This is a genomic window from Pseudomonas sp. BF-R-26 (assembly GCF_019947395.1).
Lineage (GTDB): Bacteria > Pseudomonadota > Gammaproteobacteria > Pseudomonadales > Pseudomonadaceae > Aquipseudomonas > Aquipseudomonas farris.
The window spans coordinates 128,379-151,875 of the sequence record NZ_JAGYGK010000014.1 but is presented as its reverse complement, the minus strand read 5'-3'; the positions used below and the strand labels follow the sequence as shown (position 1 = coordinate 151,875).

Annotated in this window: 18 protein-coding genes; 10 read left to right on the top strand and 8 right to left on the bottom strand. The window is 59.2% G+C overall.

The window, feature by feature from the left end:
• Positions 1–7: 7 nt before the first annotated feature.
• Positions 8–2,782 carry a hybrid sensor histidine kinase/response regulator gene (locus KGB18_RS21525; protein WP_123718983.1) on the top strand — a complete coding sequence of 925 codons (2,775 nt, stop codon included), beginning with the start codon at positions 8–10 and terminating at the stop codon, positions 2,780–2,782.
• A gap of 30 nt (positions 2,783–2,812) precedes the next feature.
• Here KGB18_RS21525 and KGB18_RS21520 read toward each other — a convergent pair whose 3' ends face one another.
• The 3 genes from KGB18_RS21520 to KGB18_RS21510 all read right to left on the bottom strand — a co-directional run bounded on the left by KGB18_RS21520 (position 2,813) and on the right by KGB18_RS21510 (position 5,034).
• Positions 2,813–3,451, bottom strand: coding sequence for a hypothetical protein (locus tag KGB18_RS21520; protein ID WP_123718984.1), 639 nt, complete (start codon positions 3,449–3,451; stop codon positions 2,813–2,815).
• Positions 3,448–4,176, bottom strand: coding sequence for a hypothetical protein (locus tag KGB18_RS21515; protein ID WP_223570447.1), 729 nt, complete (start codon positions 4,174–4,176; stop codon positions 3,448–3,450). Before KGB18_RS21515 ends, KGB18_RS21520 begins: the two co-directional genes overlap by 4 nt.
• Positions 4,177–4,242: 66 nt before the next feature.
• The gene (locus KGB18_RS21510) at positions 4,243–5,034 is read right to left on the bottom strand and encodes a hypothetical protein (RefSeq protein ID WP_223570446.1); all 792 of its coding nucleotides are present in this window, start codon (positions 5,032–5,034) and stop codon (positions 4,243–4,245) included.
• Positions 5,035–5,300: 266 nt separating this feature from the next.
• On the opposite strand from KGB18_RS21510, the gene KGB18_RS21505 reads away from it, so the two are divergent.
• The gene (locus KGB18_RS21505; protein WP_223570445.1) at positions 5,301–5,897 is read left to right on the top strand and encodes a MarC family protein; all 597 of its coding nucleotides are present in this window, start codon (positions 5,301–5,303) and stop codon (positions 5,895–5,897) included.
• Positions 5,898–5,967: 70 nt separating this feature from the next.
• On the opposite strand, the gene KGB18_RS21500 is transcribed toward KGB18_RS21505, so the two are convergent.
• From KGB18_RS21500 to cobG, 5 genes are all read right to left on the bottom strand, one after another.
• A complete protein-coding gene (locus tag KGB18_RS21500; RefSeq protein ID WP_223570444.1) occupies positions 5,968–13,059 on the bottom strand; it encodes a TcdA/TcdB pore-forming domain-containing protein in 7,092 nt (2,363 codons plus the stop codon).
• A gap of 577 nt (positions 13,060–13,636) precedes the next feature.
• The gene (gene cobJ, locus KGB18_RS21495) at positions 13,637–15,340 is read right to left on the bottom strand and encodes a precorrin-3B C(17)-methyltransferase (protein ID WP_223570443.1); all 1,704 of its coding nucleotides are present in this window, start codon (positions 15,338–15,340) and stop codon (positions 13,637–13,639) included.
• Positions 15,340–16,071, bottom strand: coding sequence for a precorrin-2 C(20)-methyltransferase (locus tag KGB18_RS21490; RefSeq protein WP_030128260.1), 732 nt, complete (start codon positions 16,069–16,071; stop codon positions 15,340–15,342). The genes cobJ and KGB18_RS21490 overlap by 1 nt, the downstream gene beginning before the upstream one ends.
• Positions 16,071–16,697, bottom strand: coding sequence for a precorrin-8X methylmutase (locus KGB18_RS21485; RefSeq protein WP_008069015.1), 627 nt, complete (start codon positions 16,695–16,697; stop codon positions 16,071–16,073). The genes KGB18_RS21490 and KGB18_RS21485 overlap by 1 nt, the downstream gene beginning before the upstream one ends.
• Positions 16,690–17,997 carry a precorrin-3B synthase gene (gene cobG, locus KGB18_RS21480; protein WP_317850982.1) on the bottom strand — a complete coding sequence of 436 codons (1,308 nt, stop codon included), beginning with the start codon at positions 17,995–17,997 and terminating at the stop codon, positions 16,690–16,692. The genes KGB18_RS21485 and cobG overlap by 8 nt, the downstream gene beginning before the upstream one ends.
• A 144-nt stretch (positions 17,998–18,141) precedes the next feature.
• Here cobG and KGB18_RS21475 point away from each other — a divergent pair, with 144 nt between their 5' ends.
• The 8 genes from KGB18_RS21475 to KGB18_RS21440 all read left to right on the top strand — a co-directional run bounded on the left by KGB18_RS21475 (position 18,142) and on the right by KGB18_RS21440 (position 23,456).
• Positions 18,142–19,353 (top strand): bifunctional cobalt-precorrin-7 (C(5))-methyltransferase/cobalt-precorrin-6B (C(15))-methyltransferase, encoded by a 1,212-nt coding sequence (locus KGB18_RS21475; RefSeq protein ID WP_048396176.1) that lies wholly within the window; start codon positions 18,142–18,144, stop codon positions 19,351–19,353.
• Positions 19,346–20,443 carry a cobalt-precorrin-5B (C(1))-methyltransferase gene (locus KGB18_RS21470; protein WP_123718991.1) on the top strand — a complete coding sequence of 366 codons (1,098 nt, stop codon included), beginning with the start codon at positions 19,346–19,348 and terminating at the stop codon, positions 20,441–20,443. The genes KGB18_RS21475 and KGB18_RS21470 overlap by 8 nt, the downstream gene beginning before the upstream one ends.
• Complete coding sequence (locus tag KGB18_RS21465; protein WP_123718992.1) at positions 20,440–21,168, top strand: cobalt-precorrin-6A reductase; 729 nt, start codon at positions 20,440–20,442, stop codon at positions 21,166–21,168. The genes KGB18_RS21470 and KGB18_RS21465 overlap by 4 nt, the downstream gene beginning before the upstream one ends.
• Before the next feature lie 194 nt (positions 21,169–21,362).
• Positions 21,363–21,665 carry a type II toxin-antitoxin system RelE/ParE family toxin gene (locus KGB18_RS21460; RefSeq protein WP_123718993.1) on the top strand — a complete coding sequence of 101 codons (303 nt, stop codon included), beginning with the start codon at positions 21,363–21,365 and terminating at the stop codon, positions 21,663–21,665.
• Between the two features lie 3 nt (positions 21,666–21,668).
• Complete coding sequence (locus tag KGB18_RS21455) at positions 21,669–21,959, top strand: addiction module antidote protein (RefSeq protein WP_074873403.1); 291 nt, start codon at positions 21,669–21,671, stop codon at positions 21,957–21,959.
• A gap of 99 nt (positions 21,960–22,058) precedes the next feature.
• Positions 22,059–22,457 (top strand): DUF2946 domain-containing protein, encoded by a 399-nt coding sequence (locus KGB18_RS21450; RefSeq protein WP_123718994.1) that lies wholly within the window; start codon positions 22,059–22,061, stop codon positions 22,455–22,457.
• A gap of 48 nt (positions 22,458–22,505) precedes the next feature.
• Positions 22,506–22,985, top strand: a complete 480-nt coding sequence (locus tag KGB18_RS21445; protein WP_223570441.1) for a copper chaperone PCu(A)C — start codon at positions 22,506–22,508, stop codon at positions 22,983–22,985.
• A 21-nt stretch (positions 22,986–23,006) separates the two neighbouring features.
• Positions 23,007–23,456, top strand: coding sequence for a DUF2946 domain-containing protein (locus tag KGB18_RS21440; RefSeq protein WP_223570440.1), 450 nt, complete (start codon positions 23,007–23,009; stop codon positions 23,454–23,456).
• Positions 23,457–23,497: the final 41 nt, after the last annotated feature.

Below are 23,497 nucleotides of genomic sequence, written 5' to 3'. Positions count from 1 at the left end.
TTTCGCCGTGCGCTGGCTCAGGATTGCCATAGGCTTCACCGTCACTCTGCTGACCTTGCTCTGCATGCTCCCGGCCCAAGCCGCGCAAGGCAGTGGCTGGGCGGTATTGCTCGACGAACAAGGCGACCTGCAGCTGAGCGACATCCGCTCCAGCCGCTACACCAATCAATTCAGCCCCATTGAACTCGAGCGCCTCACCGCGGCCGCGCCCGAGGGTGCGCTATGGCTGCGTTTCAGGCTCGCGCCCGGCAAGCACGAACAGTTGCTGCGAGTGTTCGCACCGGACCTGTCGCACCTCAATCTGTATGTGCTCGACGGCGACCAACTGATCGATCAATTGAATACCGGTACCGGGCAGCTCCAGACCAAGCGCCCCCTCCCCAGCAGCGACTTCATGTTGCCGCTGCCACAAAGCGACAAAACCCTCGACGTCTATCTGCGGCTGGTCTCCGAACACCAGTTGCGGCCTTACATCACCCTGCAATCGGCGGTCATGACCGCGGCCACTCAGAACCTGACGCTGATCTACGGCCTGCTCTTTGGCTGCCTCGGGATGCTGATCCTGCATAACCTGACCCGTTACATTTACACCCGCTCGCGCAGCAGCCTCTGGCTGGCAGCGTGCGAAGGGCTGCTGATGCTCAGCCTGGTGTTGCTTCTGAACCTGGCCCGGCCATGGTTGCCGAACTGGTCCGCCGTGCAAACACCCGGTGCCTATCTCGCCTTGCTAATGACCGCGCCTTGCGGCCTGATGTTCGCGTACCGTTTCTTCGCCCCGCTCGGCCCACATCCGCTGAACAAGCTGCTGCTGGGGGATATCCTGTTCATCGTGGCCTGCGGCCTGCTGTTGTTGTTCGTCAACACGTTGCCGCTGAACCTCATCACCTACGCGCTGGTTGCCCTGGCCGGCCTGAGTATGTTGTTCGTCGGCACCCATCACTGGCAAAAAGGTTATCGTCCGGCGCGCCTGTTCGTGGCGGCCATGGTGGTATTCAACCTCGGCACATTGATTATCCTGCCGGCGCTGCAGGGGCTGACCCTTGTCGCTCCGCAAGGCCTGATCATTATTCTGCTGGTGTTTATCTGTATAAGTGGCCTGCTGATGAGTATTGCCTTGGGCGAGCGACAGCGCAGCATCACCGAAGACCGTTTCAGCGTCAGTCGCGATCTGGCCGCCAGCAACGCCGAGATCAACGCCAAAGCCGAGTTTCTGGCGAAGATCAGCCATGAAATCCGCACACCGATGAATGGCGTGCTGGGCATGACCGAACTTCTGCTGGGCACACCGCTGTCGGTCAAGCAGCGCGACTATGTGCAGACCATCCACAGCGCCGGCAACGAGCTGCTGACACTGATCAACGAAATTCTCGACATCTCCAAACTCGAGTCCGGGCAGATCGAACTGGACGACGTGCAGTTCGACCTCAACGCCCTGATCGAAGACTGCCTGAGCATCTTCCGCGCCAAGGCCGAACAGCAGAACGTCGAGCTGATCAGCTTTATCCAGCCGCAGGTACCACGCGTCATCAGCGGAGATCCGACACGCCTGCGCCAGACCCTGTTGAGCCTGCTGGAAAACGCCCTGAAGAAAACCGACGAAGGCGAGATCCTGATCGTCGTCGCTCTGGATGAACGCAGCGCCAAACCGCGGCTGCGCATCGCCGTGCAGGACAGCGGCCAGCCCATGGAGGCGGAAGAACGCGACGCGTTGATGCATGCCGAACTGCACAGCAAGCACTTTCTCTCGGCCACCAGCCTGGGGGGCAATCTTGGGCTGGTCATCGCCCGTCAGCTGATCCGTTTGATGCAGGGTGAATTCGGCATCAAGAGCGGAGCCAACCAGGGCAGCACTTTATGGCTGACCCTGCCACTGGACCCGGACCGTCTCGAACATCCGACGTCGGACCTGGACAGCCCGCTGCAAGGCGCACGCGTACTGGTCGTGGACGATAACGACACCTGCCGCAAGGTGCTGGTGCAGCAGTGCAGCGCCTGGGGCTTGAATGTCAGCGCCGTGCCATCCGGCAAGGAGGCCCTGGCGCTGCTGCGCACCAAGGCCCATCTGCGCGATTACTTCGACGTGGTCCTGCTGGACCAGAACATGCCCGGCATGACCGGCATGCAACTGGCCGCCAAGATCAAGGAAGACCCGAGCCTGAACCATGACATTCTGCTGATCATGCTCACCGGCATCAGCAACGCCCCGAGTAAGATCATCGCGCGCAATTCCGGGATCAAGCGCATTCTCGCCAAACCGGTGGCCGGCTATACACTCAAGACCACCCTGGCGGACGAGCTGAACCAGCGCAACAAAGGCTTGCCTGTCTCGCAGCAGCTGCCCACCGGCCCTACCCTTCCGGTCAAGGTGCCCAGCGATTTCCGCATCCTGGTGGCCGAAGACAACAGCATTTCGACCAAGGTCATACGCGGCATGCTGGGCAAGCTCAACCTGCAACCGGACACCGCCAGCAATGGCGAAGAAGCCCTGATGGCGATGAAGGCACAGCGCTACGACCTGGTGCTGATGGACTGTGAAATGCCGATCCTCGACGGTTTCTCCGCCACCCAGCAGCTACGTGCCTGGGAAGTCGGCAACCAGCGGATTCGCACCCCCGTGGTGGCGTTGACCGCACACATCCTCGCCGAACACAAAGAGCGCGCGCGCCAGGCCGGCATGGACGGGCACATGGCCAAACCGGTCGAGCTGTCGCAGTTGCGCGACCTGATCGAGCATTGGGTTGCCCAGCGTGATCAGCAAGCTCGCACAGCCTCAACATTCTGAGTAGTTGCTTTCTGGAAGACAGACAAGCGTTCAGATTTCCAGAGCGCTCAGATCCTTGATCGCCTGGGACAACACCGATTTTTTCACTTTGTCCCGGAACTGCGCGTAGTAGAGCGTATTGAATGTAATGACAGACATCTGCTCTGTACTGCTTTGCATCAGATCATCTTGATTGATGAACAGAAATCGCGACATCTCTCGACGAAGCTGGAATTGACGGTGATAGATCCCCATTTCGACCCGGTGAGCGTCTTTCTGTACGCAAGGAATCATCTGAAAGAAGCCTGCATCCTGCGAAAGGCTCGTCGACTCAAATAGTTCAAGCGCCTGTGTATTGCGCTCCAGCGCTGCCAGAGCACGATTGGTCGGGTCGGAAAAAGCCTCACCAAGACGGGTCGCAATATGTTGCGACGCAGCCTCCCCCATCGACCCGCCTTGAACGGGCGCTAGCCCTTCCGGACGCGGCACGTCCCAGCCGATGAATTTGAGCGTCTTGCAATAGTAGTCGAACCAGTCGCCCGACAAACCGTCGTTGTAGGCAGCCCGGGTGGCCCTTTGCGCGTAGATCGTACTCAGGTAAACATCTTCCCTGTGTGACTCGGGCAGACCGGCGGCAAACGCAACGACACTGCCGCCTACCACCGCAGCCTGTGGAACAGAACTCGTCATGAGTCAGCCTCCTCAGTGGGCAGAAAGGCCAAAGCATCGATGGCCTCCGTGATATCCACGATGTTGTCGCTCAAAACGCCCTCAACCTTGCGGGCGACCGCTTCACGGGCGGGCGCGTACAATGTCTCGGACAGGTGCGCATTGAAAAAATGGGCCGAAACGCAGCCCTCCATATCCTCGACATGGAAGCGCTGCCCCCAGGGATTGGGGTCAAGCATTTGCCGTGTTTTGAATTGGAGGCAGACGCTGGTCATCGAAGCGTTGTCTTGGGCCACGATCACGACCAAGCGAACAGGCTTGGACTGCAAGGAGATTTCTGCCGGTTCATCATCGGACTCTTTTTGCACATGCTTGCGCAGTAAACCCATCGCGGGCAAAGAATCGGATAGCCGTGCGACACCCTTCAACAACGCCGTCACCAGCCGCGCCTCATCCTCAGTGCTACTTGCCAGCACCGCAGCGATCCATTCAAGCGGTGAAGCGGTATCGTCTTTTCCCGGCTGGATATCTTGCCTGCTTCTGGCGCTCGTTAACCAGAAATCACCCAGCACCCCCACATAGGTCTCATACCAATCGACCGCGCTCGTGGCTTCGGCACGCTTATTGGCGACCAGTTGTGCAAGCAGGACTGAATTCATCAGGTCGTTAGTTGCTGACTCCACGGGATTGCTCGGCAATAAAACGATAGCAGCGGCATTAACAAATACCGAATATTCCCTTGCCATGTAGAATTCCTTCGATGATAGAAAGAAGGGTAGCCGACACGCGGCCACCCCATCGAACGCGCGAGATCAGATCTCGTAGCCTTCGATTTTACTGACTGCATTCGTCCCAAGTTTTGTCCGAATCAGGTCTCGGGTTTGGTCAGCGATATAAGGAACCTTTCTGAAAACAGATTCACCTTTATACAGCTGCACATCACGACTATCCCAATCCATGAACAGGACTTGGGTTGCTGTATTTTTGCGAATAAAACGTACAGTCCCTAGTGCCAGGGTTACCTCACCATTGACTTCGGTACAGGTTCCTGCAGCCATACCGCCTACGCCATGTTCCAACAAATTCCGTTCATACAGCGTTAAAGCCGTTTCTTTCTTTTTCAAGGCGGTAATGGCATCACCGGCAACCTTCAGCATCAGTGCAGAAGCAGTGCCTGGTATAGCGAGGCCAGCGACCACCGAGCCAAGGATTTCCAGTACCAACTGGTCCATCCGAACGGTATTTCCGCTAATTTCAATGTCGTTGTAATATTTTTGGCTCGTCAGCCAACCGGCGGAGGTCATAACTTCGAAAAACTTGTAGTACCATTCCTTGCCCTGATACTCGTAAGGAAATTGCTTATTCGCAACAAGGCTGGCAAAAAGAAAGGAGTGCATCGCATCTACTTGATTTTGCTCGGACAGGTTGCCTACGAAGGACAAAATGCCTTCGCCAACGACAGCCCCCTTCGAAGGCTCCTCAACAACAATCCCACTTGCAGCAAATGCACGAGAACGTACAACTGGCACTTCATCAATTTCGTAACTTTCCAGACGCCTTACACAGGCAGCAACAGTAGCACTATCGATCATATTTACACTCATAAATTCCTCCTTAGTTAAATTAAGCAAGTCACTCCATAACTTGCAAAACAACATTACCCAAACACCCAAAACACCACAACGCCAAACTTGTAACGCCACATAAAAAAACCACAACACTTATAAACCATCAAACAAAAACAACTAATGCAAAAACGAAACTTCAGATTGAATAAAACAAAAAATCAGCTGTTTTCAATCAAATGCCGACAGGTAATTGGACGACTGATAGACTCCGGTTCGACCCTTTCCTGCCGCGAGCCGAAATCATGCTCCACGTGTTGTTCAGCGTTTACTTGAAGATGCTGGTGCTCTACAGCCCGTTCTTCGTGTTGTCCTGTTTCATCAGCCTGACCCGCGGTTATTCGCGCAAGGAGCAGCGACGCCTGGCCTGGAAAGTGGCAACCGCCACCCTGGTTTCCAGCGTCTTGCTGTACCTGTTCGGGCGGGTGATTTTCAATGTCTTCGGCATCACCGTGGACGCCTTCCGCATCGGCGCCGGCAGTGTGCTGTTCATCTCGGCGCTGGGCATGGCTCAAGGCAAATCGGCGGTGCAGACCGACAACATGCAGCAGGATGTAACCATCGTCCCGCTGACCATTCCATTGACCGTCGGCCCTGGCACCATCGGTGCTCTGTTAGTGATGGGCGTCAGCCAGCCCCATTGGGATGACAAGCTGACGGCCATTCTCAGTATTGCCCTGGCCAGTTTCACGGTCGGCGTGGTGCTTTACTTGTCCAACCGGATAGAACGGATTCTCGGCGATCAGGGCTTGCAGATTGTCAGTCGGTTGATGGGGTTGTTTGTTTGCGCATTGGCGGCGCAGATTATTTTTACCGGGGTGAAGGGTTATCTGGTTCCCTGAAGTCACTGACGAAAGTAAAAGGCCGCGAACAGAATCTTTCGCGGCCTTCTTTATCGGTGCGAGCTCAAGACTATCCCACCAAGCTGCTTTCCAGCTCAGCAGTCGATGCGGTTAGAAGTTCTCCCAGCGTTGCACTGTCATGCATGCTCTGCCGAGCGACCAGCCTCTGCACCAGTGTCGAAACGGCATAAGGTCGATGCCCTTCGAACCCGAGCAAAGCTTCGCCGCGCAAGGTGACATCCGTCGCATACACTTCACGAAAAATCACGCTGTGCCCGCTGTCCGGGTCAATGATCACCAAGTGTTCCTGAACGATGCTCAGCAACAGTTTTTCAGGACTATCCAGCTCCCAGATCAACTTGCCGGGAATCGTTTGCGCATTGCCCAGCGAATGCCGGCAGTCGAGGATGACCAACTCGAGCCTCAGCCAGGCAGCCTTCGACAATAGGTAACTGACCGCACCTTGCCCCATGCGCAGAATCAGGGTCGTGACGTCGTCGGGCATCAGTGGCAGAACATCGCCAATCTTCATCTGGCCTTCAATGACCAGTACCTCGGCATTACGCCAGACATAACTGAGTGGCCCGGCATGCCCCATGCCCGGATAAGTCAGCAGCAGTCCACTCTTGTCTTCATGAAGCAATACGTTGGTTTGCTGTTGCGTTCCCAGTAGCTCAAAGGACTCTGGAATGGCAGCTTTTGCCACCCGAATTACACGTTCGGTATCGACTACGAACCATATCAGACTGCCAACGTCCTCTACCGACAGCAGCGCCTCATGAGGTTGGCTGTCCACCAATTGTTTGAGGCTATCGTGCGCTCGCCCCTCCTGAGACATGACCCACTCATGGGTGACGCCGGTGAGCAATGCCGGTTCTTGATAGCGCAGCTTGAGTACCACGCCTTCAAGTGTCGTACCGCGCAGTCCGGCTCCCTCAACCGTCACCTCGGCGAACTGCCAAGGCGCCCATTCACGCTCGGCGGCGGGTAACGCATCAGCACGCAGCAATCGCGAGCCTTGGCCGAATGCAGGTTCCAGCCGCTGCGGATCGATGAACGCCTGACGATAGACTTCGCCGCTCGAAACATCGAATAACCAGGCCGCCTCGCTATCAGGGGTAACGCCGAGCAGGCGCACTTCTTTTCCATGGCCCAGATCAGCCAGCAACAATCGATTGCCGACGTACCAGGCGCACAACTTCGCGTTATCGTTGAAGTTGCTCAGGCCGACCAGGGCAAAACGCTCGGCCACGTATTGGCGGGCAAGCGGTTCCAATGCGGACCACCAGTGCATCCGATCCTTGAACCACAACTCGCCAAGACCTCCCAGCGTCAGGTACCCCTGGGGAGTCAGATTGAAGAACAGGCCCTCCGACGTCAGCGCCAGGTACCCGCCTTCGACTGCAGCGACATTCTCCAGCTTCGCAGGCTGTTGCCATGTTTCGGACCACTGTCCTTTGCCCGCCACCAGGGTGCGTTGCTTACGGCACAGCTGCTGCCTGAGCCTGTCGTAGATGACAAACACATCGCTGCCGTCCGCTGGTGTGAGCAACGTCAAATCAGTCATGTTCTTGATCGAATCGGCCCAGCCGCGCCCGCGGTGGCGCCGTGGAGAGGGACGGATGATCAGATGGTCACTGTCGCGAACCCAGGCCATGTCCCGCGCGTTCGCTTCGAACTTCCAGCAGACCGAAACAAAGGGCGCCGGCTGCCAGTCGACGTTGGAAACGTCATCATCGTCAATAACAGGCCTAAGAACGTAATAGCTGCCAAGAACCTGCGACCAGTCAGCCAGTGTGTCGCTGGCACTGAAGACTGATTCCAGCCCCGGATCCATGTCGCGGGTGACCGAACTCAGCAGCAGTTGCCCGTCATGGATCACGTACACCAGCACATCGCTGGTCTGATCTTCGCGAGCAATTTCCTGTACGACATGAATCACCCCCTGCGCGTCCGCCTCAATGCTCTTGATGGTGGCTCCCGTGTCTTTAGGCAGTATCCGATAACGATAACTGAGCAATCCGGTGACCGCGTCGACTTGCCAAATCACGAAACCCTGCGGTTCGTAGAAATAGCCGTAGCCGCCAGCCACCGCTCCTAGCAGCGCTTCATCAGCGGCGAGTACATCCTTGCTGCGGATGTACAGGAAGCGTTCCTCCTTCGCGTCGTACCAGGCGGTGGTGTGACGGGGCTCACTCGGTTTCTCGAACGGAATCAGATAGTGATGAACCGGCGTATACGGCATCACCAAACGATGCTCCTGAGCCAGTCCCTTGAAATGTTCCTGCAACGTCTGCCGATCCATGCCCGAAGGTACATCCTGCTGGACGAGGTTCATCTGCCGTTTTCCGCGATCAAGCTGGAACAGCTGATTGTTGGCGATCCGGATCAGGACGTCATGAAGACCTCGGCCCTTGAACTCCACCTTGACGGTACCGATCTGCAGGCCCGCCGCCCCCTCCAGAACAACATCGCTCTCGTTGGCCCACGACGCCTCCAGCACCCATCGGGAAGTAGTAATGCTGGGTGACTCAAGTGTCAGACTCACCCCGGGATTGAGCACCAATGCACATTGCTTGCCGGCGCCCTGAATCCGATAGGCGACTTTCCCGTGCCATGCCGGCGGTAGAACGGGTATCACCAGCGAGCGCTCGACGGCATCGAGCAGCACATCGATCACTGTCGGCGTATAGACCGGGAACAGGCGATAAAGAATGTACTCACTCGGAAACGAATAGAAGGAAAACAGGAACAGCCATCCGCCGTCCGTTTTCTTTTTCTCCAGGCGCCGGGCCGTGTCGAACCCGGTGTCATGGCGCAGCGTGGCGAAGGGCAACGCCTTGTACTCGTAGCTGTAACAGGTTTGTGGTGTGCAGGGCAGCACGATGATCTGCCCGGTGGGCGGAGTGAATTTTATCTGGCTAGGCAGATTCAGTTCCCGACGGATGTTGATCGCCCGCTCGTAATCGTCGTCAAAGGTCGGTACCCCGAAATGGTCGCGCAGCGGGTACAGTTTTGGGCTGTCGAGCAGCAGTTTGCCGGCGGCCAGATCCAGCGCCTGGACGATCAGCGATGAGTGCGGTACCCACGCCGCTAAAGCGCCGTCGAATCGATAGCCTTGACGATGAGCCTTCTCGATTTCATCGAAAAACAGCCCGACCTGTTTGGCTTCTTCGGCAATGGTGGCGAAGCCCTTGACCACTGCCGCCAATCCCACTGCCAGCCCCCCCAGAATCACGGCTGCCCCGCCCAGAAACGCCCCGGCGATTGTGGCACCGGCAGCGTAAGCGCCCACCGACAACACCAGACTCGCCGAGTCGAAAGCCAATTGCGTCCCGAACTGGGCTCGCTCGACATCATTTTCCGCAGTCGCCAATTGATAAATGTCGAACCCGACATTCGCCAGTTGCAACAGTCCGCCGGTCGCTTCGCCCACGCTCGGCCCCACAGCGGCTTTGACCACTGGGGCGACGGTACGGGCAATCAACTTCTCTTCAGCCAGTGCCTGCCGGACCAGACCCACCAGGCCCGCTACATCGACCACGTTGCCATGCACCAATTGCGCGTAATTGACATAGGCGTGCAACCGGACAGCCATTGTCAGGGATTTGTCCGGCCCTTCCTGTCCCCTCAGCGCATTCATCAGCGCTTGAATGGCGAAGCCGGCGTTCAGGGTGTGAACGCTACCCACATCAGTGGGATCGACGGGATCCCCCGGGACGGATGATTTGTTGGCCAAGGCTGCAAAACGTTCCGAGAGGTAGTTTTTAATGCGCAAGAGTCGATGGTCGTCGGTGATGACTCGTACCACGTGCTCAGGGTTTGCAGGGTCGATCAGGCTCATCCGGTACGCCCCGTCCGGCATGACCTCCAGGGTTTCGAACAACGGCACAAGCTGTGGTGCCAGCTGATTCTGCTGCCGGAGACGGGTCGTCACTTGCTCGATCTGTTGACCCCACCAATGACTGTCCAGCGCCAACAGACAACTGCCCAGACGAGAATTACTCATCAACGATTGTCCGCGGGCACTGGCCAGACGCTGCCTGACCGGGCGTTGCGACTCTCCCGGCAACGTGCCGGGTTGCAGTAGTTGCGAGACCCGAATTGCGCCAGGCAATGCCACCTCCGACACCCGCGCGCCTTCCAGCTCGATCAGATCGAAGGTCGGATGCGCCGTATCGCCATAGGCTGCGTAGGGTCCGGCCATCTTCTGTTCAAGGAAGAACTGCTCCAGTGCCAGTCTGAACGCGGCCGGTTGATCGAACTCTAAAACACCGAAATTCGGATCGTAAAAGTGATAGGTGCTGTGTTCGCCCTCAATGGTTTTGGCCACGAGCATGGAGTGATTATCGGAGTTGAGCATCAACGTACTGGTGATTGTTCTGGTGCTCAGAATGTCGACGACCTGATTCAGATCCGAGCGCGCCAGCGCGCTGCCCACCTCGCTGATTTGCACGCCACGCAACGCTTCCAGACTGTGTAGAAAAATTGCTGAATCGCTTGTCTCAGGCTCCAAAACCCCCAAATAGAATCGCTCGCGCAGGGTATTGGTCGCCGCCTTTCCCTCCGACAACGCAGCTGCCATCACCAAGGCCAGTGGATAACAACGTCCACCCAACGCGTCCCCTGTGCCCTGAAGCATTAAATCTTGCGGTACAAGCTTGATGGTGCCCGCTTCAAAGCCGCCCATAACAACCCCGACGCGCTCGGCAACCTGATCACGGAATTCAAGTTTCGCCACCTGCTGGATTCTGGCGACGTGCTTGCCCCATTGACGCAAAGTCAATGGTTGCTCCAGCGCATCTTTTTTCAGCCCCAGGGCGGTTTCGGAATGGGCTGGCGGATGATCGGCAGGACTGGCAAGCCCGGCCAGAAACGCCGGAGCCTGGCGTTGGTACAGTGCGTGTTCGATCATCGCGTAGCGACCCGCCGTCCCCAGCTTGCCGAGGCTATTGGCGAGATTCTCCAGTTGCGGGCGAGCCGCGTCGAAGCTCTGGTTATCCACGGCCGGTGCGCCGATCAAGGCTGCCAGCAGCAGGCGCTGCAAGGGGCTCACCTGATCGGCTCTGACCGTGCCCTTGGCGAGTCGGCTCAGGAGTTCATCGATCGATAGCTGTTGCGTCTGCGGATCGCTCAACAATCCAGGAGGCCATGTACTAGCACTTTGCGCGAGGATCAACTGACGCTCATCAAAGCTCAGTCGGACAGCCTTGTCGAAAGTCACTGCTCCGCAATGGCCACTATTCATCATGCGCATGAACGGTTCACCCAACTCATCGGCCAGATGCTGCAACAGGTCGGTGGACACTACATGACGCCCCTCGATCACCGGCCAGCCTTCTTCGAAATCAATGGTGCGGTATTTGAGCAACTGTGCCAGATCGCCCGCGTAACGGGCTTTGAATTGCCCCTCTTGCCAACGACTTACCTCGTTGCTCAACCATTGTCCGGTGTCACTTTCATTCTCTTTCCAAGAGTGATCGAGCTCCTCTTCAGTCGCCCGGTTGACGGTGGCAATGGCCGGGATTGCAACCTCCGCTCGCCATGCTTCGGCGGTTCGCGACGTAAAATGCGTCCTTTCGTAGTCCATCATGCCCTCGCGCATGGCCGCAGGACCGGTCAGATAGATTGTCACCTCGCTCTGGGGGCGGATGCCGTCGCTGTAGTAGGTTGCGGCCGCCTGAACCAGAAAAGACACCGCCAGTTCTTTTTCCATTGGCAGGTTGTGTAGAGTACCGAAAACCTGCGTCGCGGCCTCTTTCGCAAGGCCACTCATGGCCTCGGCATCAGTGAGGGCAACATTTTTCTCATCGGCCAAGCGGGCCGTGGCATCGACAATTTCATAATTGAGCCTGAAACGCTCACGCACGGTTTTGAGCATCGCTGACCCGGGATGGGCCATCAGGAAAGCGTTGCTCAGGCTACTTTGTTCGGCGACGGCTCGTAGACCATCCGGTTGAACCAGACGTTCTACCGGGGGACGAAAAACGCGGTTCAATTCAGGTTGGCTTTCAGCGAAGCGCTCGAGTGCTTCGCGATGCTCCAGCGGGATCTGCTCAAAATAATTGGTGTACCTACCGCGCAATGCCTGACGGCCGGGCATCCACTCGGGATTGCGGTCGAGCATCAACTGCAGCACGCCCAGACGCGCGTCAGTCTTGAATGCACGGATATCCACCTCGCCCAGTTTTTCCAGCAACGGCGGCAGATTATCGACATCGGCATAACTGCCACCCTCGGCAATCAGGGCCTCGACACGAACGACATCGGAAGCCGCCGCAAAATTGCCTCGCAGACTGATCTCGCGCTCGTAGATATCCTCCAAATGCAGCGGTGCCTCAGCGACAGCCAAATCGCGCAGTGCCAGACCACCTTCGACCAATGCCAAGAGGCTGAGTCGGTTACTGCTTTTCAAGGCACTCAGGCGCGCCTCGTCCTGGCCATAGGCTCGAACCAGTAAATCGATTCTGGCAGCATCCGCGCTGCTGCCGCTTTCTACGGCCTTCGTAATGTGCGCGTACATTTGCTGCTTCAGAACGATGGCGCGCTCTTCATAGCGGTCGCCCAATTCATTTGCATCGGTACTGGTTTGCCCGCCATTGAGCATGGCATCGGCCTTGGCGGCTTCGACAATGATCCGGTTGGTTTCATAGGCCAGCAGCGCGTCGCTGTCGTACCAGAGATTGAGGTTATAACCCTCTGCGACCATCACCTGCTTCCAAATGTTGATGTAATCGCGCTGAATCTCCCCGACACCACCCCCAAGCCAGACAAAATGCAGATTTTTCGGCACCTCGGTGGCGGGTATTTTCAGCTGTTCGAGACTGTTGTGCAGGCGCGTCTCGAAATCCTCCACTCTGTTGCAGATATCCGCCAAATCAGGCCCCCCGGCGACACCAGGACTCATGGGCGCTTCCGCCTCTGCCGCGCGACGGCGCCGAGCACCTCCTTCCAGGGCCCCCAACGCTTGCTTGAGCAGCCCTAACGGCTCCAACAACCGGGAAGAATCCGGCACATTGAAACAACCAAAGTAATATCGAAACACTGCATCATATTGATCGGTACCTTTGTACGATATTAAGGCCTGCTCAAGGTCCTCCCGATTGAACAGCTCCACAAAATCGACATAGCCATCCGCAATCGAGAACTTGGATTCACTCATAAACAACACTTCCATTTATCGTATATAAATAGCCGGGATCGACTCTAGACAATGATGATTCCACACGCGCACTCAGACAGTCGTGCATTCCACCGATTTGCAACAATACAAAAAGGCGCCGCCGTTCCTGGACGAACGCCGACATCACTTAATATCGAGAGAACGCCATATAAACGCTCTAAAACCAACTAACACCAAAAAACCCGAAACCAAACTAACCCACCATCCAAACACTGCTCAACCAACAAGGAATTCAATTAATTACAGGGCAAACAGCACATCCACTGTTACAGACTTAACGCACACAGCCTCGCTTACTAATGACATACACATTAAAGCCCTGAAAAAGCTCGCCATAGCCGGACCTTGTAACAGCCGTCTTAAGTTATGAGTTGTCACACCTGAAAAACACCGGCATCAAAGTAAAACTTCCTACAAAGCAGGATCAAAGTTCTTCCTGGACAGACAACCCAATCCCACTCAAATGACCGAACAGGCTTACACGCACAAATGCCGTAACAATCGGGAAAATAGCGGGATTCAGGTGATGAAGGCGGCCCGAACGGGCCGCCAGGGTTCAGCAGAGGGGTTTGTTGCCATACCAACGCGGTGTGTAGACCCAGTCGCCACCTTCGGCGCGGGGGAACACGCAGGTGGTGGACGAGCCGATCAGCACCATGGTGCGCATGTCCACTTGCTCAGGCGTGAGCTCACCGAGTGTGGTGACCCGCAGCGTCTGGCCGGGCCGGCCGATATCACGGCCCAGAACCACCGGGGTTTGCGGCGTACGGTGCTGTGCAACGATTTCCAGAGCACGGCCTAACTGCCACGGCCGAGAACGGGATATCGGGTTATAGAAAGCCAGCGCCAGATCGGCTTCGGCGGCCAGGTCCAGACGCTTCTCGATGATCGACCACGGCTTGAGGTTGTCCGACAGCGACATCACGCAGAAGTCATGCCCCAGCGGTGCACCGGCCTGAGCGGCGGTCGCCAGCGAAGCAGAAACCCCCGGCAGAATCTCCAGATCGACGCTGTGCCAGGCCGGCTCACTCGACTCGTGCAAGGCTTCGAGCACCGCGGCGGCCATGGCGAACACGCCGGGGTCACCGGACGAGACCACAATCACCGAACGCCCTTGGGCCGCCAGTTCGAAGGCGTGACGGGCACGCTGCATCTCCTCGCGGTTGTCGGTGCAATGCAACACTTGATCCGGTCGAAACGGGCCGGCCATGCGTACATAAGTTTCATAACCGAGCACATCCGTGGCTTTGGCCAGTTCGGCCTTCACCGCAGGCACCATCAGTTCCGCGGCACCCGGGCCCAAACCGATCACCGCCAGCCGACCGCGAGGGCGGCCGATCTGTGCGATATCCAGCGGTTGTTCGGCAATCGCCAGCGCCAGGTTTGCGTCGATCGGGAGAATTGTCGCGTCGGGAACAGCCGTGCGAGCCAACTCGCCGGCATCGTTGGCGGGGGAGGCAAAACGCAGCGGCACCCCCAGTTCAAGCGCCGCTTCGCGCAACGCCGGGCTGGCCATCTCCGAGACCGGCGCCAGTAGGCACGCCAGCGATTGAACGGCGACTCGCGCCTGACGCAGCGCCGCGCGAATCGCCTGGGGCAAATCCGCCATCGTGGCGCTGACAGCCAACAACACACTGCGCGGGTAGATCAACAATTCATTGGCGGCCGGCGTCCGTTCGGCGCTGCCGACATGGATCGACAAATGCGCCTGAGGATCTTGCAGCAACTGTGCTTGCGCCAACCAAGGTGCAGCGCCTTCGATGCGCACGTGTTCGCCAGCCAGCAAGTCCGAGACGAAGCGCTTGCCCAACTCCAGATCGCCCAAGGCATAGCCGCTGGGTGGATTGAGCAGGCAGGTGCCGAAACGCAATTCACCGCTGGTGGTGATCGCCGCCGCGACGTCGAGGCCAGCGGCAATTTCGCGCGCCATGACATTCACCCCGCCGAGACCGCCGAGCAGCGGCACCACTGCGCTACCGTCTTCGGCCACGGCCAGCACCGGCGGCTCGGCACCTTTTTCCAGCAGCAACGGCGCCAGGGTGCGGATCACAATCCCGGCGGCGCACAGCGCGATGATCGGCGTGTCCTGTTGATAAAGTTCGCGCAGGGTCGCGCCGAACTCGTGATAAACACGGTCCGCGCCTTCGACCCGTTCGGCCAATCCATGGATCAGCGCGCCCGGATACACCTGCTGAATCTTGCGCGCAGTCGCGAGGCTGCCATTGCCGAGAATGACAATCGCCGGAGCGGAATGGGCCATCAGCCTTGCCACCTTTCACCGGGAACGATGATCAGCGAGAAGTACGGCGAGGACATCGGCTCGACCTGATCCAGCGGCACGATTTTCTGATTGGCCATGGTCGCGCGCTCGACGTACAGCGCACGCTCCGCCAGACCGAGTTCTTCGAGCACCTGACGGACCTTGGGAAAATTGCGCCCCAGTTTCATGATCACCGCCGCATCGGCATCGGCCAGTCGCCGCTTGAGGTCTTCGTGCGGCAGCACACCCGACAACACCGACAGGCTCTGATTGCGATACACCAGCGGCGCGCCGAGTACCGACGCACCGCCAAGCATCGAGCAGACGCCCGGCACGACTTCGGCTTCATAGCGTTCGGCCAGACGATCGTGCAGGTACATGTAGGAGCCGTAGAAGAACGGATCGCCTTCACAGATCACCGCCACGTCACGGCCAGCGTCCAGATGCGCGGCGAGTTGTTCGCCAGCCGCATCGTAGAAATCGCTGATCACTTGTTCGTACGACAACGGCGCCGGCAGCGCTTCGGTGGTCACCGGGTAAACCAGCGGCAGCAGGGTTTGTGCGTCCTGCAGATGCGCTTCGATGATGCCGAAGGCGTTGCCCTTCTTGCCCTTGGCGACGAAGTACGCCACCACCGGAGATTCGCGCAACAGGCGCAAGGCTTTGACGGTAATCAGTTCCGGATCACCGGGGCCGACGCCCAGGCCAATCAAACGTCCAGGTTGCTGCATCATTCAATCTCCGTGGCGAGGGCGTTGACGGCGGCGGCGGCCATGGCACTACCGCCCAACCGGCCTTGCATGATGACGAAAGGCACGCCACGGCTGTCCGCCGCGAGCATCGCCTTGGATTCGGCGGCGCCGACGAAACCCACCGGGAAGCCGAGGATCAGCGCCGGTTTCGGCGCGCCGGCGTCGAGCATTTCCAGCAGATAAAACAGCGCGGTCGGCGCATTGCCGATCACCACCACGCTGCCCTCCAGGTGCGGACGCCACAGTTCCAGCGCGGCAGCGGAACGGGTGTTGCCCAACTCGCGGGCAAGCTCCGGGACGCTGTCATCGCGCAGTGTGCAGATCACTTGGTTATTGGCCGGCAAACGCGCGCGGGTCACGCCTTCGCTGACCATCCGCGCGTCGCACAGAATCGGTGCACCAGCCGCCAACGCATCGCGCCCGGCCTTGCCGGCGCCTTCGGAAAATTGCAGCCCGTCGATGGCCTCGACCATGCCGCAGGCGTGGATCACCCGCACCGCGAGTTTCTCCAGATCGGCCGGAATACGCGCAAGGTTGGCCTCGGCGCGAATGATCGCGAAGGAGTTGCGATAGATCTCCTGACCGTCGCGGATGTAATCAAGCATCAAGGGAGCTCCGTGAGCGGGCGTCGAGCAAGGTCGCGACCGCTTCAATAGTAAGATTGCGTGCGTGCAGCGCGCCGAAACCCGGCTGTGCTGTGTCGCGAAAATAGAGGTCGTAGTGACCGGGTGAGACTGCCAGCAACGTCGCTGGCGTGATGTGTGCCGCCGCGCAGGAACGCGCGCAGCCAGACAGATGCACATCAAAGACTTGGCCTTGACGTTGCAACAACGTCGCCAGTTGCAGCGCATCGCCTTTGGTGTCGGACAGGCCTTTGCCGCAACCCGCCGAACCGGTGCAGGCAATCAGATGCGCCAAGGCATCGTCTGCCGAACAGCGCAGGCGCAAACTTTCCAGGCTGTGGATAACTTGAGCGGCGTCGTCTTCGTGGATATCTGGCAGCAGCAGGCTTTGCCAAGGCGTGAAGCGCAGACTGCCATCGCCCCTTTCACGGGCCAGTCGTGCCGCGCCCCGAAGCATGCCGGGATCGAGCCGGCCCAGAGGCGGCGTCGCGCCGACATAGACACGGCCGGTTTCACGCTGGGGATGAACACCGATATGCAGAACATTCGAGTTCGTAACGCGCGCCCCGCTCACAATGGACAGTAGCGGCACACGTTCGGCTACTTGAGCGACAAACCCGGCCACCGGGTATTCGGCCAGCAGATGACGCATGCGCGTCTGGTCGGGACGCGCCAGATCGAGGAACAACTCAAGCACCGCGATCACCAGCGCATGGCCGTTTTCCAGTCGCACCGCGCCCGACGGAGTCTGGGTCGGGCAACCCGCCAGACCGAAGGCCAGCACACACTCACCCTCGTGCTCAACGGCGCTCAACCACAGGTCATGAGGATGTTCGAGCATCGCCAGGCTTTCGCCGCCATCGAGTTGCACGGCAAATTTGGCGCTCAACTGGTGAAAACGCTCATGGCTTTGCAGGCTGGTGAGGATCTGTTCGGCCAACGGGCGCGTATCGAACAACATCTGCCGGTCGATCCCGGCGCTCGGGCTGAGCATCAGATTGCGCACATCGTCGCCCGCCGCGGTACGCGGGCCCAATCCTGCGGCGAGCAGGCTGTCGATCAAGGCCGTCTGCTCGCCGCCAATCCCGCGAATCTGCAGGTTGGCGCGGTTGGTCGCCTCGATCACGCCCCCGGCAAACCGCTCGGCCGCGCTGGCCACCGCTTCAGCCTGGGCGGCGCTGATCGAGCCGCCGTTCAATTTGATCCGACAAATGCCGCCATCCAGTGCCGGGACAATACGCAGCAACCCCGGGCAGGCCGAGGGGCGTAAGGCGGTGGACATCGGGCGTTCGTTCAAAGGGGCGACCGGCTGTGTGGGAAAGGCGCTTCGCGGGCGAAGGCGCGGTATTATGCCTGCTTTGTCCGACGGCATGAAAAGCCTGCCCGTCGGAACAGTCCGTTTGTGGACTTTTTTTGAGGACGGCAGATGTCACCCTGGCTGACAGTAGTAGGTATCGGTGAAGACGGCTTCAAGGGCCTGGGCAAGAATGCCCGTCGCGCCCTGCTGGGCGCTTCGCGGATCATTGGCGGTCAGCGACAACTGGATTTGCTGCCGGTGTGCATTCGCGGCGAGCGGCAATTATGGCCGAGTCCGTTTTCCCTTGAACCGTTACTGGCACTGCGTGGCGAGCCGGTGTGTGTGCTGGCCAGCGGCGACCCGATGTTCTATGGCGTCGGTGCCAGCCTTTCGCGGCAACTGCCCGGTGCGGAAATGCTGATCCTGCCCGCCCCGTCTTCCGTGTCATTGGCGGCCGCTCGCCTGGGCTGGCCGTTGCAGGACGTAGTGACTCTGTCGGTGGTCGCCCGCCCCGTCGCCGCACTCAACGCCCATGTGTTCAGTGGTGTGCGCTTGCTGGTGTTGAGCAATGACAGCCAGAGTCCGGCAGCCATCGCGGCGTTGCTGCGCGAGCGCGGTTTCGGGCCGAGTCGCCTCACCGTGCTGGAACATCTGGGCGGCGAAGCCGAACGACGTATCGAGGGTGTCGCCAATGACTGGAGCGAGCCGCTGATCGCCGATCTGAACCTGATCGCCATCGAATGCATCGCCGAACCGAACACACCTCGCCTGTCGCGCCTCGCCGGGTTGCCAGACTCTGCTTTCCAGCACGACGGCCAACTGACCAAGCGCGACGTGCGCGCCATCACCCTCGCCCGCCTCGCACCGACACCCGGCGAACTGCTGTGGGATGTCGGCGCCGGCAGCGGTTCGATCGGTATCGAATGGATGCGCGCTCACCCGAGCTGCCGGGCGCTGGCCATCGAAGCCGATGAAGGGCGGCAGTTGTTGATCGAACACAACCGCGACGCCTTGGGCGTCCCCGGTCTGCAACTGATTCGCGGCAGCGCGCCGCAAGCCCTGACCGGACTCGAACGCCCGGACACAATTTTCATCGGTGGCGGTGTCACCCGCGAAGGCGTGCTCGACACTTGCTGGGCGCAACTCAAACCCGGCGGTCGGCTGATCGCCAACGCCGTCACCCTGCAAAGCGAAGTGACCCTGATGGCCTGGCGCGAACGGCATGGCGGTGAACTGACCCGCATTCACGTCGCTCAGGCGCAACCGTTGGGCGAGTTCGACACCTGGCGTCAGGCGCTGCCGATTACCCTGCTGGACGTGACGAAACCCCTCGATGCGTGACGAAACCGCCGAACAACCCGCCCCGCTGCGCAGCGGCCTGACCACCGGCAGCTGCGCCACCGCCACCAGCCTCGCGGCGGCACGCCTGCTGCTCAGTGGCGTCGAAGCGGACGCCGTCGAGATCATTCTGCCCAAAGGCAAACGGGTGCAGATGCGCCTGGAATTCTGTCGACTGATGAACGACGGCGCCGAAGCCGGAACGATCAAGGACGCCGGCGACGACCCGGACGTAACCCACGGCGCCCTGCTCTTTTCCCAAGTGCGCTTGCACAGTGAGCCGGGCATTCGCTTCAGCGCCGGCCGTGGCGTGGGCACCGTCACCCGGCCCGGGCTGGTGCTGAACGTCGGCGAACCGGCAATCAACCCGGTGCCGCGCAAAATGATCAGCGAGCACCTGACGCTGCTGGCCGAGGAGCTTGATTACCCGGGCGGCTTCGAGGTCACGGTAAACGTCGAGGACGGCGAAGCCCTGGCGCTGAAAACCATGAACCCGCGGCTGGGGATTCTCGGCGGCTTGTCGATCCTAGGCACCAGCGGCATCGTCCGGCCGTTTTCCTGCGCGGCCTACATCGCCTCGATCCATCAAGGTATCGACGTCGCCAAAACCAACGGTTACCTGCACATCGCCGCGTGCACCGGCAACGCCAGCGAAGACACCATGCGCCGAGTCTATGACTTGCCGGAAATCGCCCTGATCGAAATGGGCGACTTCGTCGGCGCGGTGCTCAAGCATTTGCGCAAAGTGCCTGTGGCTAAACTCAGCCTGTGCGGCGGCTTCGGCAAAATCAGCAAACTGGCGGCCGGGCACATGGATTTGCACAGTCGGCATTCAAGCATCGACCTGCCGCAATTGGCCGAATGGGCCGCGGCGGTCGGTGCCGATGCGGCGCTGCAACAGGCGATCCGCGAAGCCAATACCAGTCAGCAGGCGTTGGCCATGGCCAGCGCTGCGGGGATCGCGCTCGGTGACGCGGTGTGCCAGCACGCCCTAGACTTTGCCCGCAGCGTGGTGCCGGCGCAGGTTCAGGTCGAAGTGTTCGCCATCGATCGCCAGGGCGGGATTGTCGGCCATGCAGGAGTTTTTCAATGAAGCGCGTGTTGTTGCTCGGCGGCGTCACGGAGGCCCTGGCCATCGCCCGGACTCTGGGCCCGGAACACATCTATAGCCTGGCCGGTGTCGGTCGCGTGCCGACGGATCTGAACTGCCAGGTTCGGGTTGGCGGCTATGGCGGCGCTGAAGGTCTGGCGCAATTCATCCGGGATGAAGGCATTGACCTGCTGCTGGATGCGACCCATCCCTACGCAGCGCAAATCAGCCAGAACGCCGCCACCGCCGCGAAGTTGAGCGGCATTGCGTGCTGGGCTTTGCGGCGTCCGGCCTGGCAACCACAAGCCGGGGATGACTGGCGCGAAGTCAGCGACTGGGCCGAACTGATCGAAGCGCTCAAACCCTTCCGGCGACCGCTGTTCACCCTCGGACGCGAACCGCTGCAGCACCTGCACGAAATCCCGCCGGAGCAATTCTGGACCTTGCGTGCACTGGACGTTTATCCGGGCAACGAGCGCTGCGAAGTGATCAGCGCGCGTGGGCCGTTTCTGATCGAGGATGAACGCGAGCTGTTCGAGCGTCGGCAGATCGATGTGCTGATCAGCAAAAACAGCGGCAGCACCGCCACCGAGCCGAAACTGGAAGTGGCGCGGGAACGTGGAGTGCCGGTGCTGGTGTTGAAGCGGCCGGTGTTGCCGGGGGTTGAGCGGGAATTTGGGGCGGTGGATGACGTCTTGGCGGCTTTGTCAGTGTCAGACATTTCCTGAGCCTGCACGACCTTGCGACTTTGCCGACAACTTTCCAGGAGAGGGCCGACTGTTCCCGGCAAGCGCTTCAACTCTATATTCGATTCCCCTGATCCTAGCTAGCAACACCACCCATGCCACTCATGGGTAAGGCCTCCCATTGGGCCGAGAAAAGTGTGGCTTGCCAACTTGTATCCCAAGGAATACGATCCGACATGATCGACTTCGAACGATCTCGTGCGTTTGCCGATTGGCTCGACTCATTGAGAGACATCATCGGTAAAGCTCGCATTATCGCCAGGCTTCGAGCTGCCGAACACGGTAATTTTGGTGATTGCGAATCCGTAGGCGAAGCTGTTTATGAAATGCGTGTTCATTACGGCCCCGGCTACAGGATGTATTTCACTCGTCGAGGGGCAGTGGTCTATCTGCTGCTGGTGGGCGGTGACAAGTCGACTCAAAAGCGAGATATCAAACGCGCTCTTCAAATGGCGCAAAACATCGGTAATGAGGAGTAAGTCATGGCCGAACAATTCACCCGATTCGACGCCGCCGAATTTCTCAAAACACCAGAAGAAATGGCCGCTTACCTGGACGCCTGCTTTGAAGAAGATGCAGGTGACGGAGTTCTCATACGTGCCGCACTCAACGACATAGCTCGTGCAAAAGGCATGACACAGATTGCCCGTGATGCCGGGCTGGGTCGCGAGAGTCTCTACAAAGCATTGGGCAGCACTGGCAACCCGGAATTCGCGACTATCATGAAAGTGATGAAAGCATTAGGCCTACGGCTGCATGCCAGCGCTCTCTGATTGCACTGCGACACCACACCGCACGCGGCCTTTTTACTTATCGCCCCTGATCAGGCTAAATAGCCGCGCCTGATTGCCCACTCAACCGGATCTGCCCTCATGTCCCGACAACGGCTCGCATTTGCCTGGATCGCCTGCTTTGCAGTGCTGTTCAACATGCTCGCCATGCCGATGTCCGGAGCGATGGCGCAGACGGCGAAATCGCCTGCAGAGCAATTGTTGTGGGGCAGTTTCTGCTCTTCCAACGGCACCAAGCTGGTGGCGATTTCCCTGGGCGATATCGAGCAGAAAGCTCCACAGAGCGACGATCATTCCAACATGCAGCATTGCTGGTGTTGCTCGGGCTCTGCACCATTGGTGGCGTTGCCGGGGCATGCGCCGCAGTTGTATTTCGCTCGTTTCGAGGCCAATCGAAGCCTGCCGCCTGCCACGCTCGACACCCCTACACCGCGCCAGCAATGGCCGAGTCTCAACCCCCGCGCGTCCCCTCTGGTGTGATTCCTTCTCGCAATTGACCTGCGTTTTGAATCGTTCTGGAGAACTGCCATGTTGAACAAACTCATCGTTCTGGCTGTATTGCTGCTGCCTGCCTGTTTTGCCAATGCTCACGAATACAAGGCTGGCGAGCTTGAGATCGCCCATCCGTGGTCGCAAGAGTTACCGCCCAACGCACCCACCGTCGCAGCGTATTTCGTGATTCACAACAACGGCAAAACCGCCGACCGACTGCTGAGCGTCGATTCACCAATCGCAGGCGTTGCCCAGCTGCACGAGCACGTGATGCAAAACGATCTGATGAAAATGCAGCAAGTGCCCACCGTCGAGATTCCGGCTGGCGGCGAAGCCACTTTCGCCCCGATGGCGTATCACGTGATGCTGCTGGAGCTGAAAGACCGCAGCCTGTTGAGCGACGGCAAGCGCTTCCCGCTGACGATGCATTTCGAAAAATCCGGCGATGTGACGGTCGATGTCACGGTGCAGAAAAAGGCACCGGACGGCATGCAAGAGCACATGCACGCCCAGTAATCGCCCACGTTGAAAACGCCCATGCGCCCGCTTGGCACCAAGTCATCCGTGCACCGCCGTCAGCCAATGAGCCTGACGCGCGGCAGCTGGATCAGCCTGTTCGCCATGCTGATGATCTTTATCGGCCCGCTGATTTCTCAGTCGATGCCGATGGATCAACGCGCCTCGGCGCTGATGAAAGTGTCCATGAGCATGTCGATGGACATGCCCATGGACATGCAGGCCATGGAGCATGGCGCGAAACCCGCCGCCGAGCACTGTCCGCCCAAAGCCGACCATCACGCACTCTGGGAAAAATGCGGCTATTGCAGCCTGCTGTTCAATTGCCCGGCGCTCACTGGCGGTCAATCCTTCGTCGCTTTCGACAGTCCACAGACAACCACTTTCAGCACTCCCGCTACCCGCCTGGGCCACGCCCGGCAAACCTTCTTCCCCGGCGCCCGCACCCGCGCACCGCCCATCGTCGCGTAAACACCCACCTCCGATCTCACACGGTTTAGAAGACAGCCATA